General features: G+C 47.4%; 14 protein-coding genes. 10 read left to right on the top strand and 4 right to left on the bottom strand.

Annotated elements, in window-relative coordinates:
• The first annotated feature begins 41 nt into the window (after window positions 1-41).
• Entirely contained in the window at window positions 42-776 is a 735-nt protein-coding gene (locus ACOMHB_RS06265) for an FAD-binding oxidoreductase (RefSeq protein ID WP_448215931.1), read from the top strand.
• 199 nt (window positions 777-975) lie between these two features.
• Window positions 976-2,646: an alpha/beta fold hydrolase gene (locus tag ACOMHB_RS06260; protein WP_448215930.1), complete on the top strand. Its 1,671-nt coding sequence runs from the start codon at window positions 976-978 to the stop codon at window positions 2,644-2,646.
• Window positions 2,647-2,983: 337 nt separating this feature from the next.
• Here ACOMHB_RS06260 and ACOMHB_RS06255 read toward each other — a convergent pair whose 3' ends face one another.
• Complete coding sequence (locus ACOMHB_RS06255) at window positions 2,984-4,273, bottom strand: bifunctional DedA family/phosphatase PAP2 family protein (RefSeq protein ID WP_448215929.1); 1,290 nt, start codon at window positions 4,271-4,273, stop codon at window positions 2,984-2,986.
• Window positions 4,274-4,426: 153 nt separating this feature from the next.
• Here ACOMHB_RS06255 and trmH point away from each other — a divergent pair, with 153 nt between their 5' ends.
• Entirely contained in the window at window positions 4,427-5,110 is a 684-nt protein-coding gene (trmH, locus tag ACOMHB_RS06250) for a tRNA (guanosine(18)-2'-O)-methyltransferase TrmH (RefSeq protein ID WP_422132466.1), read from the top strand.
• A gap of 156 nt (window positions 5,111-5,266) precedes the next feature.
• Window positions 5,267-6,376, top strand: a complete 1,110-nt coding sequence (locus ACOMHB_RS06245) for a polysaccharide deacetylase family protein (protein WP_448215928.1) — start codon at window positions 5,267-5,269, stop codon at window positions 6,374-6,376.
• 202 nt (window positions 6,377-6,578) lie between these two features.
• Here the strand turns inward: ACOMHB_RS06245 and ACOMHB_RS06240 are convergent, their stop codons facing one another.
• Window positions 6,579-7,391 (bottom strand): hypothetical protein, encoded by an 813-nt coding sequence (locus ACOMHB_RS06240; RefSeq protein ID WP_448215927.1) that lies wholly within the window; start codon window positions 7,389-7,391, stop codon window positions 6,579-6,581.
• 457 nt (window positions 7,392-7,848) lie between these two features.
• Here ACOMHB_RS06240 and ACOMHB_RS06235 point away from each other — a divergent pair, with 457 nt between their 5' ends.
• From ACOMHB_RS06235 to ACOMHB_RS06210, 6 genes are all read left to right on the top strand, one after another.
• Window positions 7,849-8,421 (top strand): hypothetical protein, encoded by a 573-nt coding sequence (locus tag ACOMHB_RS06235; RefSeq protein WP_448215926.1) that lies wholly within the window; start codon window positions 7,849-7,851, stop codon window positions 8,419-8,421.
• A gap of 409 nt (window positions 8,422-8,830) precedes the next feature.
• The gene (locus tag ACOMHB_RS06230; RefSeq protein WP_422132462.1) at window positions 8,831-9,202 is read left to right on the top strand and encodes a c-type cytochrome; all 372 of its coding nucleotides are present in this window, start codon (window positions 8,831-8,833) and stop codon (window positions 9,200-9,202) included.
• Between the two features lie 125 nt (window positions 9,203-9,327).
• Window positions 9,328-9,870, top strand: a complete 543-nt coding sequence (locus ACOMHB_RS06225; RefSeq protein WP_422132461.1) for a hypothetical protein — start codon at window positions 9,328-9,330, stop codon at window positions 9,868-9,870.
• 215 nt (window positions 9,871-10,085) lie between these two features.
• Window positions 10,086-10,391: a hypothetical protein gene (locus ACOMHB_RS06220; RefSeq protein ID WP_422132460.1), complete on the top strand. Its 306-nt coding sequence runs from the start codon at window positions 10,086-10,088 to the stop codon at window positions 10,389-10,391.
• A 50-nt stretch (window positions 10,392-10,441) separates the two neighbouring features.
• Window positions 10,442-11,374, top strand: coding sequence for a hypothetical protein (locus ACOMHB_RS06215; protein ID WP_448215925.1), 933 nt, complete (start codon window positions 10,442-10,444; stop codon window positions 11,372-11,374).
• 425 nt (window positions 11,375-11,799) lie between these two features.
• Window positions 11,800-12,660 carry a hypothetical protein gene (locus ACOMHB_RS06210; protein WP_448215924.1) on the top strand — a complete coding sequence of 287 codons (861 nt, stop codon included), beginning with the start codon at window positions 11,800-11,802 and terminating at the stop codon, window positions 12,658-12,660.
• Here ACOMHB_RS06210 and ACOMHB_RS06205 read toward each other — a convergent pair.
• Both ACOMHB_RS06205 and mpl read right to left on the bottom strand, forming a co-directional pair.
• The gene (locus tag ACOMHB_RS06205) at window positions 12,657-13,208 is read right to left on the bottom strand and encodes a flavin prenyltransferase UbiX (protein WP_448218608.1); all 552 of its coding nucleotides are present in this window, start codon (window positions 13,206-13,208) and stop codon (window positions 12,657-12,659) included. The genes ACOMHB_RS06210 and ACOMHB_RS06205 overlap by 4 nt on opposite strands.
• A gap of 67 nt (window positions 13,209-13,275) precedes the next feature.
• Window positions 13,276-14,643: a UDP-N-acetylmuramate:L-alanyl-gamma-D-glutamyl-meso-diaminopimelate ligase gene (gene mpl / locus ACOMHB_RS06200; RefSeq protein ID WP_448215923.1), complete on the bottom strand. Its 1,368-nt coding sequence runs from the start codon at window positions 14,641-14,643 to the stop codon at window positions 13,276-13,278.
• Window positions 14,644-14,783: the final 140 nt, after the last annotated feature.

Raw genomic sequence — 14,783 nt, 5'->3', positions numbered from 1 at the left:
AGATTAATGAGTTCCTATTTAATACGCTCAAGGAGTTCGAAATGCCACGCCCACTCTATCCAGCAACCCTGACAGCCAAACACCAGCTCAGTCAGAACTCCGTACAACTGGACTTCAGGTTAGAGGCCGGTTTTGACTATCAGCCCGGACAATTTGTGCAGTTGCACTTCTCCTTCCAGGGACAGGACTATAAGAGAAGTTACAGCATTGCCAATTCACCCGAGTCTTTCCAAAACTCTCAACAGCTTGAAATAGCCATTAGCTTTGTTAAAGGGGGGGTTGCCTCTTCTCTGTTCAGTGAAGCAGAAGCGGGTCTGGAACTGTCCATCGGCGGGCCTTTCGGTGTACTCACCGTACCGAAACAACACGACGGACGCATCATACTGGCAGGTACCGGAACAGGTCTTGCACCCTACCGGGCCATGGTACCTGAACTGAAAAAACTGGCCAGTGAAGGTACTCAGATTCTTGTTTTGATGGGTGTAAGAGACAGGGCCGATATGATTTACGAGCAGGATTTTCGTGACCTTGCTGCTTTATCCGAATCCATAGAATACAGGGCCTGTTATAGCAGGGAAAAGTCACTGAACTCCTCCGCCAACGAATACCCGGGTTACCTTCAGAATCAGTTTCCACAACTGAATCTTACACCCGAAAAAGACCTGGTTTACCTGTGTGGCAACCCTGCCATGATTGACGATGCTTCCGCAGAACTGAAAGAGCTGGGCTTTGGACCAAGGCAGGTCAAGCGGGAAAAGTATGTCTTTTCCAGTTAATCCTTCTTGCGACTGAAACCATGGGCGCCCATTGCTGTTTTTTGATAGCACCAATAAGTTAGTACACACCCACTTAAAACCTGTGTATGATGAGTTGCACCCCGTTGAAACGCAACGGTAATCGTCGAGATTCAATTGCGGGTGAAAAAAATATAAAAACAACAAAAAACAATATAAAAATAATAACAAAGGTAACTCCATGTCGAAACGGCTACTCAAGCTGCTGGTTCTTCATCTAGCACTGTCTCTCTTCCCTCTCTATTCCTTCGCATCCATACAGCCACTGTTTCAGTTCGCTGCCGGATTGCTGAACAATGGAAAGTTTCCAGAGTCTGACCGCTACACTACCGATGATGATATTGTCATTCTGACCAATGATGGCGTAGAACTGACCGCTAATATCTTTGTACCCACCCAACTTACCGGGTCTGCACCCGCTGTCGTATTTATTAACAGTTGGGGGATGAATGAGTACCAGTACCTGCAACAAGCTGCAGCACTGGCTGAACGAGGATATATTGTTCTTAGCTATTCTACCCGGGGCTTTGGCGAGTCTACCGGACAAATTGACACGGCTGGTCCTAAAGACATTGCCGACTACAGTCAGGTCATTGACTTTCTACTGAATAACTACCCTGTAAACCCCAATGCGGTTGGTACTGCGGGTATCTCTTATGGCTCAGGTATCAGCCTGATCGGAGCTGCTCACGATGAACGGGTCAAAGCCGTTGCCGCCATGAGCAGCTGGGGAAGCTTGCTGGAAGCACTCTACGGCAATCAAACCCCCAGACTGGCCTGGGGAGAATTACTGATTTTGTTATCTGACCTCCAAGGCAGTCCCGATCCGATCATTGCTGAAAACTGGAACATCATTAAAAACCAAAAGCTGGATCAGTTACCTGCCGTTATCGAGTGGGCAGATGAAAGGTCTCCGATCAGCTACGTCGAGCAACTGAATCAGAATAATACTGCCGTCTATTTTGCCAAAGCTTATGGCGATAACCTTTTCCAGGCAAACTCTCTGCTTGAGATGTACAGCCAGCTGAGTACCCCCAAATATATCGATCTGCTGACCGGAACCCATGCAACGGCAGAGCTGTTGCCTCCGCTGTTGGGCATTGGTGAAGACAGAATCTGGAACAATGTCTACCAATGGTTCGACATTCACCTGAAGGGTGAAAGTAACGAACTGAGTCAGGCCAGTCCGTTTCAGATGAAAGTAAAGTTCCAGGACCGGTATGAAGGGTTCGACGGTTTTCCAATAAAAGAAGCTGCAGAGCAGAAGTACTATCTTCATCCAAGGTCTGCATTTGATAACGGCGATTTGGAAACCTATCCCTATGAACCACCGTTCTGGATGTCAAAAGACAACACTATCAACTCCTGGACGGGTAGTTTATTCAGTACCCAGATTCCTGTTCTTTCACAACTTCTGGAGCAGCTTGAAGTCCCGGTCGTCACTAACATTTACGCCGCATCCGATTTCAGAGGCATTTATTTCAACACCGATAAGCTGCAGAACGTCATGAAAATAAGGGGTAATCCGACCGTTAACCTTGTCGTACAACCACACTATGACAAGGCACAACTGGTGGGCTATCTCTATGACATGGACAGTTTGGGTAATGCAAGATTGATCACCCACGGTGTATCAACCTTGCCTCAGGCCGAACCCGGACAAAAAATTGAAATGTCCTTCGAGCTGGTCACCACAGCTTACGATGTACCGGAAGGGCACCGGGTTGTGTTGGCTATAGATACTAAGGACCCTCAGTATAAGAGACCTACAAGCGACAATTACTTTATTGATTTCGAGTTCAGTCGCCAGAAGCAATCAACACTCACGATTCCAACCCTTCAGGCAAACTGAGCCCACACAGTTTCTTCTCCTGAACATCACTGCCCGGAACCATTCCGGGCGGTTTCTATCAGGATATTCGGGGCTTGGGGATTTTCTCGTTAAACTGACACTCCCCGCCCTATCGGGCGAGGGTTCTTGATCGCTCAAGAACGTTTCTGTTTCATAGTTCGTTGCTCAGGGAACAGGCTTGGTTATCGCGCAAAAGTCCCACAGTGGGAGCTTTTACGATGGCGAATCAACCCATGCTCCCCAAGTCTAACACAAACTCCACAGACTTAACTTCCCGTCTGCCCGACGGTAGGTCTACAAGAGACAGGACAAAAGGTAGCAGTTTACCTACAAACACTCAACCGGAACGCTCTACGCGTTCCCGCCTTATATCCCCGCCCGCATTGGGCGAGGCTTTACGGCGAAACAGGTAAACTCTCTCTGCAATCACCGCCACACTGAACCAGATACTTCCTAACAGCAAACCTGCCAGAACATCTCCAAACCAGTGGGCTTCAAGCACAAGTCTCGAGAGTGCCACCATCAGGGCAATCATCATGGCACAACTGTAGGCACTGAACTTAACAACGCCTCTCTTGGCGGCCACCAGGTATAAGGTCACCAGCAGCCAGACAAAGGTAGCCTGAGTGGTATGCCCGGAAGGGAAAGAAAACTGATCCAGACCATCAAAGTCAGCTGGTCTGGGTTTATCAATCCCCCATTTCATCAACCAGAGAGTTGCCTCCATACCCGCCAGGCAAGTCGACATAATCAACAATTTTTTATAGCGCCTGCACCAGAGAAAGTAGACAGCAAACAACACCAGAGGTAACCAGAGAATAAGGGCACTTCCCAGCCAGGTCACCAGACCGGACAGGTACTCAACTATCGGTACAGAAATACTGGCAATAAACGAGTGCATTCTGGGATTGTGGTCATCAAACTGACCACTGACGTCCATCACTGTCAGAAGTAACAGGCTGATATGCGCTATCACAATGAAGCTGACCGGTAACAGCAGCATCAACTTTTTCCTGTAGAACCTGCGATCCAGAATCAGCCCCAGATAAGCAATCAACAACGAAACAACGGTCAAACCGGTTAAAAGATAGTAAAAGGATTGCGGCACATCCAGCTTCAGGGCAGCACCGGTCAGATAGCCCGGCATGGTGTAGGCTATCGCCCAGGGCGCCGTGGAGAGCAGGTTGATAATATAAAAACGCAGGGGAGGCATATCCATCATCCCGGCAACGGCTGGAATCACCGGACGGATAGGGCCTATAAAACGCCCCAGGGCAACACTGAAGCCACCGTACCGTTCAAAAAAGCGTTCGCCTTTTTCCAGCCAACCGGGATGCCTTGAAAATGGCCAGCAGTTGCGAATTCGACCATGTAAATGATAACCCACCTGAAAGCTGACACCATCTCCCAGGGCCGCACCCACAAAAGCCCAGGCCAACATGGGTAAGGGTTCCATCAACCCACTGCCAGCCAGAGCCCCAAGAGCAAACAGCAGTGCAACACCAGGAATGAGAAAACCGATGGCCACCAGCGACTCCACAAAAGCAGCCAATGCTATAATCGGGCCCAGCCAGTACCCGTGATGTTGAAGCCATTCATGCACTGCAACAAAGCTATCCGATTCCACAAAAAGCCTCTTTCAGAGTCATCATTTTTGGCCAGAAGCCAGTGTTCTCCTGCAAAGCAAGAAGGCTTATAACCCTGGGTGAATTCATTGATGTAAAATACTCCTATCATACCTACGAGAAATGCCACGCAATACAATATTGAGAGCAGAGCCATGACACCGGAACGTTACAAGAAATTTAAACACCTTCTGGATCGACGCCAGCCCGACCTGACGGTAATCACCGATCAGGTTCATAAACCCCATAACCTTTCAGCTATTATCCGAACCTGCGATGCAGTAGGCATTCCCGATATTCATCTCAGCCAGCCAAAGATGGGCTATCGAAATTTCCGCGGCAGGACTGTTGGCAGCCACAAATATGTCAATGTTCATCATCACAGCAGTGTAGAGGAAGGTATATCACAACTGAAAGCCAGCGGCTTTAAAGTTTATGCTGCGCATTTTTCCAACACTGCAATCCCCTATTCAGAAGTTGATTACACTTCACCTGTAGCCGTAATGATGGGCGCTGAGAAAAAAGGGATCAGCACCGAGGCAGCAGAGCTTGCTGACCAGCACATTATTATTCCCATGCAAGGTATTGTGGCTTCTTTCAACGTCTCGGTAGCAGCAGCGGTCATCCTGGTTGAAGCTCAAAGACAGCGTCTGTTAAAGGGAATGTATGATAAACCAAGCCTGCCTCCCGAGATCTACCCCCCAACCCTGTTTCGCTGGGGATACCCCGAACTGGCTCGGTATTGTGACCAGCGGGGGCTGAAATACCCGCAAATGGATGACAACGGGCAGCTTATAGACCCATCTTCCTGGTATGCCCAGGTCCGGACTGATACCTGAGTCCTATGGCAGTTTCTGCTCATTGAAGCCAGTCCCTTGTCATGAGCTGACATTGCTTGCCAAACATACCGTAAATGTCTTAGTTTCAAACATTGAAACTCTTCATAAGCAGTCCTTGTACTCATTACTCACTCTTACTTTAAAAACAGAGGCTACATGATCCCCCGTATAGTATCCCGCATCAGGCAACTCAACCGCACTGCCTCTTTGCCCTTGAGAGGATTACTGGCTGCAGCTGCATTCATACCTTCACTGGCTATTGCAGCAGATAGCGCGGTTTTCCTGCAATATCATCATGTCAGTGACAAGACCCCGGCTATCACGAGTATTACGCCAGAGATGTTCAGGCAACATCTGGATTACCTGGATAAGAATGACTTTAACGTAGCGCCCATAGAGGCCATCACCAAAGCCATACAAAATGGCGACTCAGTGCCTGATAAAACGGTAGTGATCACTTTCGATGATGCTTATAAGAACATCTACGAGAATGCTTTCCCAATGCTGAAAGAAAAGGGCTGGCCCTTTACCATTTTTGTCAGCACTCAGCCAGTAGACAGCGGCTTTGGCAACTTCCTGACCTGGCAGCAGATTCAGGAGATGACCCGCTCAGGCGCGACCATCGCCAACCACACCCTCAACCACCCTCACATGCCGGAAAAGCAACCCGGAGAATCCAATCAGGCCTGGCTCGAGCGTTCCAGAAAAGAGATCACCGAAACCGAACAACGCATCAGGAAAGAAACCGGTCAGAATGTGAAAATGCTGGCCTGGCCTTTCGGTGAGACAGCCCCGGAACTGAGAAAGATGATCAAAGAGATGGGCTATATTGGATTTGGACAGCAGTCTGGTGCCGTTGGCCCATTATCAGACTTTACCCGTCTGCCCCGCTTCCCTATGTCCGGAAGTTATTCCGATATGAGTGGTTTCAGAACCAAAGTTAACAGCAGACCCCTGCCAGTGATGCAGCAGGAACCCGATACCGCCATCATCGATCCAAAAAACCTGACACCCTCTTTAACCCTTACTCTGGCCGATGGCAGCTATCAGAAACAGCAACTCAATTGTTATGTCTCCGGACAGGGCAAAGTTGAAGTGAAATGGTTCGATAAAGAGAAAACCCGATTCACAACTCAGGCAAAATCGCCACTGCCAGTTGGTCGCAGTCGCTATAACTGCACGGCCCCTTCGATGGATGGACGTCATTATTACTGGTTTTCTCACCAATGGCTTCGCCTTACGGAAGATGGAAAAGCCATTGATTAGAGTCACCTGACCAGGGCTTGCTGTCTTTTGACAGAGAGTGATACAAACGCTTAATCCGTTTCAGCCACTCTGATTTAACTGAATGGCTGAAACAGGATTAAATGAATATTAGAGTGAGTCTCTTGGCAATAGCAGTCTTTGAGGTGTTTTTTCTAAAAACTCGTAATGTACTCTATATTTCATCATTCAAAGAAATGAATGACTAGTTTATATAGGATAGTGTGAGAAACTCTGAAACAAGTGTTTTTTGAAGCTTACACTGGCGAATAATCTCTTGAATTTCTTTTTGCTTACCACTAATTATTTCACATAAGATACTCATCACAATTCTTGAAATATCAGATGTCGAGCTTATACAAGAAACAATTAAAAGTCGCATATCCTGGGAAATTTCACATCCATTGAAAAGACATATTGCATCGTAAAGATCCAAATTTTTAATAAGCTCCAGCCACGACGGAGCTAATAGAATTGTACCTTCTGTGTCGTAAGTTGTTGAGTCAACAACCCCTCCCTCAATAAAAAACACAACTCCATCTTTCCTTTGACCTGCAATAGACCACTGTTCTCCTACCCATGATTTAATTTCACAATCATAAAGTACTACAGACTGAACAAGTTTTACTTCAAATTTATCAATTGGAGAATATGAAAGCAAACCAGGCAATGGTACCCCCTTTATAGTAAAACTTTGGTCATCGAGGCGAATTATATCTTCCTGCAAACAATTTTTTAACCCATTGACCCAGATTGTTTCTGAAACAAAAGAAAAATCAATATGGCTAACTTTATCGGCCACATCATTAGTTACCAGCACTATAGCTCTTTCCATACCCTCTACATCTTGAATTGCCTCAATAAGGTTTACTTCTTCTGGACAGCTTAAATAGTTTAAAATAATTAAAAGCGGCACGTCATATTTGAAAACATCTTTTAAGTTAATTGCTACAGCACCTTGCACGTTTAAAAGAAAAGTAGCTATTACCGCAACCAATAATTTTTCAATTAAGTTCATAGCATGACACTTATACAAATATCTTAATTTTAAGACTGCCCAGACTATCACATGTCATATTCTCAATAATATCTATATGAGGCCTTACATTGATCCTCATTCCACTGGTAATAGTTCAGGTAAATAATCTGTGCATTCCCGGTAGTATCAAAGCAGCTATTTTATTCAGCACCTAACTCTTCAAAAGTCTTCAAAAATTTCCATTTTGAGGCCACAGGTATAGCAGATTAGGTATGACACATCTCCTTATTTAAAAATTATTTACATTTCATTCGTAAAAGGAGTGGCACCCATGGAGAAGTGGCGAATAAGCAAAAAAGCTGGAACCCATGATTGCCAACCTGTTGACGATTTTTGGAGGTCGCTCAGCCTGCGGTGCAGCAACTGAAACCAGCATTATGCTTTCCCAGAAATTTCAACTATACATACTGCAGAACCACCACTCGGTTGGACGACAATGATGAAGATCATAAGGTGTTTGTTGGTTTTAATAGCTACATGTTCCGTAGAGCTTCATGCTGACCTACTATCTGAAACGAAAAAAGTATTGGATTTTTTTGATCGGGGCATGGAGAAAACTCTTCCATCAAACTCAGAGGAGTTTGGAAAACATGAAGACTTAAAAAGTTCTTCAGGGCTTAGCATTACTCTTGATGAACTCAGGGCATGTTTTTCAGTGCTTCACTCTAAACTGGAAGTTTCTGCAACATCTGCCAAAGACGTGTTTGTGCAGAATCTTCAAAAATCAATGAGCCAAGTCTTCCATAAGCATATACCTCAGGAGTTTGCTACAAAGGCGGCAGAGTTCGGTGCAACCACTCTGCATGGTGTAAGCTTGAGTGATTTCCTGCATCCGTATGAATCAATGGGGGTAGGAGATTTGAAAGCAAGAACCAAGTTTTTACTGGAACAAATATTAAGTACTTTTCTCAATAACCAAGGTTTTCATGACTTTTACAAGTCTATTGGAATCGACACCAATTTCTATGAAACCATAGTCTTGTTACAGTCTATTTCATCTGAAAAGTAATTTATCCAGCTTAACAACAAACATAACAATTGATCAGGTTCGTTCCGAGGCGTCGCCCTGCGATGCGCAGCTGAAGCAGGCGATAGCCGTACAAAACAAGATCAAAACCACTCAGAAATTTTGGTGTAGATTCTCATTCCTTTGTGTAATGCAAAAAATCGACATTTAATACTCCTCCTTTTTAAAGTTTTGTGAATTAGACAAAAATGTAAGTTCATTGTTTAATGTTTTGTCATACAGATTCACATTCTTGTCATTGATACTAACGTCATCGCAAGGCACGGCTAAACCGGGTAGCCGGAGGTCTCTAACCTTCAACACACACACCGCCTCAGCTAGCTGGCTCGCATCTGGTGATTCACCGGGGTGGCAAAACCTGACCCATTAGAGAGGTATCTTGGGGAACATTATGAACATTAAGCCCTGGCTGCCCATCAGCCTCTTCTCTGCGGTCCTGCTGGCCGGATGCGACCTGTCCGGGCACAAAAGCTCTGAATTTCGTCCGGTTGAAATGACTCCGAGACTGGAAGCTGCGAAAAATAAGGCCCTGGTTCTGTGTTCCGGATGCCATGGCCCCGACGGCATAGGCACTGCTGACATTAATCCTAATCTGGCCTGTCAGAAGAAAGTCTATATGGTGAAGCAGCTGAATGATTATCGGAATGGACTGCGAGGCAACCATATCCCCATGGTCAATATCGCCAGGATGCTGACCGGGGAAGAGATAGACGCCATCAGTGAATGGTACTCACTGCAAAGGTGTCCCATTGATACTTTTTAGGGAGCCTCTGAGAGCCTGATGTTAGCCACACTGACCGAACCGTCAGTGACCTCTCTTTTCACCCCATGTCATACTGCCTGTCGTGAAAAAACCAACCCGCTCATGGATTATCAAGGAGGTATGCCATGGCTTACGGAACAGAAGCAACGCATTCAACGCCAGTGTTTCAGGATCATAAGATCATTAATGGGACGCATGATCAGCTGGCGATAGACACTGCTAATACTCTGGTTAGAGCTGGAGGTAGAGCTCTTGAGCAATTGGGCGCCAGAGCCAAAAGAACCTTTATGGGGCTGTCTGTGGACAGTATCAAAGTACCGACCTTTATAAAGGACAAGATCAAATCCATTGGAACGTCCAGAGCCTGGAAAAGCATCAAGCAGTATTGTGTACGCATCAATGAAGCCTGGGGAACCTTCGCCCGATGGGGAATGGGGGGTGCATTGGCGGGAGGCTTCCTCTTTGGATCAACGGTAGGTGCTGCTTTCAGCATGGGCCTGGGTGGTGCGGTCGGGCTTTATTACGCCACCAGCACCTGGTCAAACGTTGCCAGACAACAGGAACAGACCAACCAGGATGCCGCCAAACTGCAAAGGTATCAGGATCTGTATGGAGATATTAAACCTGATGAGCCTTATAAGCTGACAGCAGAAAATTTTCATAATTAAGTATCAATAAACTGCTTTTGGTATAGCGTGGCATTTTGCCAATGCCACGCTTTGTGCTTCAAGAGTGAGGTCTCAAAAGGCAATCATGAGGTTTTTCCCCATTGACTTTCAAAACCATAAATTCAATTACCCGATCTATAAGAACCCGCTTTACTTTGACCGAATTCAACCGATCTACACTGAAGATAGGAAAACACACAAGCTGAGGAAGTCCCATGAATGATGATACCGTCAAAAAACTGGCCCTGATGATTGCTGCTAACTGTACCCGCAACTCTGTTCTGGAGGAGGCTGAAAAAACCAGGGCTATCTCAGAAGAACAGATGACACAGTTTAATCATCAGATGTCCAACCGCATCTATACCTTTCTGACCTACCTTCTTAATAAACCGGCAGAAGAATACTCGATCATGATTGCAGAACTCTCAAAAAACTACCCTGAAGCCTGGGCGCTCCCCGATCTGGATCAGAGCCTGATTAATGCGGTAGCGAAATCTTCTTTGCCATCTTTACCACATTGAATCAAAAACTGATCTATGCTGAGGTGTTTTAACCGGGTCCATCAATGGTCATGAACTTCAGCTCCTATCAACGCTATAAGCTCCAGCTATCAGGGCTTTTACTGACGCTCTTCCTGACAGCCAAGACTCTGGCTGCTGATCCTGCATTAAGCCAGCAGCAACTTGATACACTGTCAGCACTGCTCTCTGAAACGGGCACTCCTCACAAGAAAGATTTTAACTCCATGGTCGAAGCAACTCAGCAGTGGCGGAGAAAACCCGGCCAGGAGCGCTGGGAAGTGGCAGACCTGAATTTTTCTGCCAAACAGAAAAAAAAGGTGAGGAAGTATCTGGCAGCCCTGGGCTTAATCAATCAACAGAAACCCGACAAGAAACAGTTTGATTACGCTCTGGTGCTAGGTGCAACAGCACCACGGATGAAAAGTCGTTTTCAGCATCTGGTCACACTCTGGAAGGAAGGCGTTCGCTTCGACCGGATCATTTTTTTATCCGGAGAGCGCCCCATTCACGACGACATCGACATGACAGAATTACTGGTTTCTGACGTGATTGGTAAAGAGGCTTCCAGGGATAAAAAACAAAAGGCACGCCCTGCAACAGAAAAAGAAGCCGCCAGGATGGTCTATATGTCCACTGAAATGCCTGATGACATGCAAAATATTCCTGTTGAACTCTTCTCATCGAGCCGAACCTGGCTGGTCGATCGATGGCAACGGGGCAACACAAGAGACAGTTTCAAAAGCTGGGTAAAGAGCAACCCCAAACCCGGCTCTGCCCTGATCGTATCAAACCAGCCGCATCTTCTTTATCAGCAAGAGGTCATCCGGCAGGAATTACCCCAAGGCTTCATCACCGAGGGAACGGCCCAGCAAGCAGATCCTGACAGTCAAATCATCATGATCCTCGATGCTTTGGCCCTCTGGCTTCACAACCTGCAGATCAGAATCGCTCAGAAAGCAGGCCAGGAGGCTGACAGGCAATAGTCTAAATCACTCTTCTGCCCGGCCGAAAAATTCTATTACGGCTCTAGCAGCCTGTCGGACTTAAGACTGTCCTACTGCGGTTGCAATAAATTGGTCTAAAAATCCCTGTTTCTTCGTCAAATAGCTCGCTATTCTCCTCAGAAACAGAGATTTTTATCCTCAATTTCTTGCAATCCTCGCTACGGACGCTTAAGTCCGACAGGCTGCTAGTAAGTACCTGGCCAGTTGGTTTTGCATATTCTGGCGAGTGGATTTTTTCATCCTTCAAGGCGCAACGACGGGCGCGTAGCCATAGCTACGCAACCAGAGTTGGAACGCAGAAGGATGGAAAAAGCCGCCGTCCAGAATATGCGAAACCAACTGGTTAGGTACTTAATGTTTAACCCTGCCTTTTCCCATTCTGACTGATTCCATGGAAGGACTCTATGCACCGACATGCCCCCGCCTCTGACAGCTCGATTCTGGACCACAGCACAGTCATTAACCCTCTGAAACTGTCGGGCTTAGCCACTTTAATGGACGAAGTCGGTATCTCTCACACAAACTCCCTCGACTCTCTGATCATTGCTTCTCAACAGTGGCGCAGACAACCCGGTCACGAGCGCTGGGAGATGAAGGATCTGCCCCTGACACCGGACCAGCATCTGGCGGTTATGGGTCACCTTAAGGCGCTCAACTTCGTGCAGGAGTTACTCCCATCCTCTACAAACTATGAGTACTCCTTAGTCCTGGGGGCAACGGTTCCCGGAATGGAGCGAAGACTTAACCACCTCGCCAAACTCTGGCAGGAGGGTGTCCGGTTTAACAAAATTGTTTTTCTGGTAGGACAACGTCCACTGAAAGAGGGTATCGATAATATTGACAGTCTTGTTGCCAACAGTATTGGTGAACAGGCCCGGGGAAAGGGCGCCAGAACTGCCCGCCCCATCACAGAGACAGAAGGTGCCATGCAACTGTTTGCCACCATGAAACTTCCCGGGGAGATGAAAAAGCTGCCGACAGAGTTTGTTGACTCTCCCAGAGTGTGGAAACAGAATCACTGGCAGAGAGCCAACACGCGGGACACCCTGATTCAGTGGATGAAAGCAGCACCGACTCCCGGCAGAACACTGGTAATTTCTGACCAACCCCATGCCCACTATCAACTGGAAGTGGTGAAACAGGAGCTTCCTGACGCTTTCCAGCCTGAAGTAACCGCTCAGACTGCGGATGAAGGGACCCGAATAATACTTTATCTGGACGCACTGGCTCTCTGGCTTCACAACCTGCAGTCGCGAATTAACTAATTAACGTACGACTGCCCCCACCCGGGCATCAGTGTCTGCTCGATGCCCAGCTGGCTTAATATCCTGGCCACCACAAAATCCACCAGATCTTCCATGGTTTCAGGTTTGTTATAAAATCCGGGTGAGGCAGGCAAAATCACTGCCCCCATTCGGGTCAACTTGAGCATATTCTCAAGGTGAATCTCCGAATATGGTGCTTCTCTGGGCACCAGAACCAGCTTTCTGCGCTCTTTTAGAGCCACATCCGCAGCTCTCTCAATCAGATTATTACTGGCTCCATAGGTTATAGACGACAATGTGCCCGAACTGCAGGGACAGACGACCATCTTACTGGCAGCACCACTGCCAGAGGCAACGGGCGACATCCATTCTTCATGGCCCAATAGTTTGATCTGCCCGGCTCTGGCTTTGCAGTAATCAATCAAGACAGCCTCTGCTTCCCGGTCGCCGTCAGGCAGATGAAGAGACGTTTCCGTTTCAATCACCACTTTTGCGGCTCTTGAAATCATGCAAAAAACCTCTGCCCCCGAAGCGACAAGACACTGCATCAACCTGAGTCCATACTGGGCCCCAGAAGCCCCGGTAATAGCAAGAGTAATTCTCTCAGCCAATGTATTAACCTTTTTCTGACGCTGCCGCGTTATTAAGTTTCACCAGCAGACGCTGATGAATTCCCTCAAAGCCACCATTACTCATAATGACCAGATGATCACCCTTCTCAGAAGTTTCAATCAGGTAATCGATGATCTCTTCAGTAGACGACATTACACGGGTAGGAACGGGGCTTTTGTCAATAAACTCACCCTGTAACCACTCAATATTTGTGGGCTGAAACCAGATGACTTCAGACGCATTCCTGACACAACCCGACAAAGCATCACCATGAACGCCCATTTTCATGGTATTGGAGCGCGGCTCGATAACAGCCCGAATACGGTCATTCTGATGTCGGGCACGTAAGCCATTCAAAGTGGTTTCAATCGCCGTCGGATGATGGGCGAAGTCATCATACACTTTGATGCCACCTATATCAGCCAGCAATTCCATTCTGCGTTTGACCCCCTTGAAGAGGCTGAGTGCTTCACAAGCCAGAGCAGGCAACACCCCGACGTGCCGGGCAGCGGCTATAGCCGCCAGGCCGTTGGCAACGTTGTGATCACCCGTATGCGACCAGTTGACCTGGCCAACCACCTTGCCCTGATAGATGACATCAAAACCACTGCCATCCGTTGCAGTCAGGTGGGTCGTCCACTCAACTCCCAACTGCTCCTGTTGCGACCAGCACCCCATCGCCAGAACCTGGTTCAGGGCTTCGCAGTTCGCCGGAGATATAATTCGGCCATCACCCGGTATTGTTCTGACCAGATGGTGAAACTGCTTCTGGATAGCGGCAAGATTTTCGAAGATATCCGCGTGATCAAATTCAAGATTATTCAGTATGGCTGTACGGGGATGGTAGTGAACAAACTTAGAACGTTTATCGAAGAAGGCGGTATCGTACTCATCCGCTTCGACCACAAAAAACGGAGTCTTCCCCATTCTAGCCGAAATACCAAAGTTAGCCGGGATGCCACCAATCAGAAAACCCGGCGACATGCCTGCATATTCCAGAATCCACGCCAACATGCTGCCGGTTGTGGTTTTGCCATGAGTACCAGCGGCGGCCATCACCCATTTGTCTTTCAGAATGTGCTCGGCAAAAAACTGGGGACCCGAGGTATAAGCAAGTCCCTTGTTCAGGACGTGCTCTACAATCGGGTTCCCTCGGCTCATGGCATTCCCTATCACGACCAGATCAGGCTCATCGTCCAGTTGTTCGATATGATAGCCCTGCATCAGCTGAATACCCTCAGCTTCCAGCTGTGTGCTCATGGGGGGATAGACATGTTCATCGGAACCACTGACCCTGATGCCAATATCCCTGGCCAGAAGGGCGAGGCTCCCCATAAATGTGCCGCAGATTCCCAGAATATGTATGCGCATACCATCCTTACTCATCGTCGGTCGCTGGCGGCTCTTCAACGGCCGCAAACGGTTCTGAAAACGTATGGCCAATGCGAAGTCGTTCTGGCCGTGGATTTAAGACTCTTTCCTTACCTTTTTACAGAAAAAATTCCGCTAAA

Source organism: Endozoicomonas sp. 2B-B, assembly GCF_053470045.1.
This window is presented reverse-complemented; position numbering and strand designations above follow the sequence as displayed.

What these genes read in the sequence shown, in the direction of transcription:
- ACOMHB_RS06210 (WP_448215924.1), top strand. Translation starts at nt 11,800, where the DNA reads ATGCACCGACATGCCCCCGCCTCTGACAGCTCGATTCTGGACCACAGC.
- ACOMHB_RS06235 (WP_448215926.1), top strand. Translation starts at nt 7,849, where the DNA reads ATGATGAAGATCATAAGGTGTTTGTTGGTTTTAATAGCTACATGTTCC.
- ACOMHB_RS06245 (WP_448215928.1), top strand. Translation starts at nt 5,267, where the DNA reads ATGATCCCCCGTATAGTATCCCGCATCAGGCAACTCAACCGCACTGCC.
- ACOMHB_RS06220 (WP_422132460.1), top strand. Translation starts at nt 10,086, where the DNA reads ATGAATGATGATACCGTCAAAAAACTGGCCCTGATGATTGCTGCTAAC.
- ACOMHB_RS06205 (WP_448218608.1), bottom strand. Translation starts at nt 13,208, where the DNA reads ATGCAGTGTCTTGTCGCTTCGGGGGCAGAGGTTTTTTGCATGATTTCA.
- ACOMHB_RS06240 (WP_448215927.1), bottom strand. Translation starts at nt 7,391, where the DNA reads ATGAACTTAATTGAAAAATTATTGGTTGCGGTAATAGCTACTTTTCTT.
- ACOMHB_RS06260 (WP_448215930.1), top strand. Translation starts at nt 976, where the DNA reads ATGTCGAAACGGCTACTCAAGCTGCTGGTTCTTCATCTAGCACTGTCT.
- ACOMHB_RS06225 (WP_422132461.1), top strand. Translation starts at nt 9,328, where the DNA reads ATGGCTTACGGAACAGAAGCAACGCATTCAACGCCAGTGTTTCAGGAT.
- trmH (WP_422132466.1), top strand. Translation starts at nt 4,427, where the DNA reads ATGACACCGGAACGTTACAAGAAATTTAAACACCTTCTGGATCGACGC.
- ACOMHB_RS06215 (WP_448215925.1), top strand. Translation starts at nt 10,442, where the DNA reads ATGAACTTCAGCTCCTATCAACGCTATAAGCTCCAGCTATCAGGGCTT.
- ACOMHB_RS06230 (WP_422132462.1), top strand. Translation starts at nt 8,831, where the DNA reads ATGAACATTAAGCCCTGGCTGCCCATCAGCCTCTTCTCTGCGGTCCTG.
- mpl (WP_448215923.1), bottom strand. Translation starts at nt 14,643, where the DNA reads ATGCGCATACATATTCTGGGAATCTGCGGCACATTTATGGGGAGCCTC.
- ACOMHB_RS06265 (WP_448215931.1), top strand. Translation starts at nt 42, where the DNA reads ATGCCACGCCCACTCTATCCAGCAACCCTGACAGCCAAACACCAGCTC.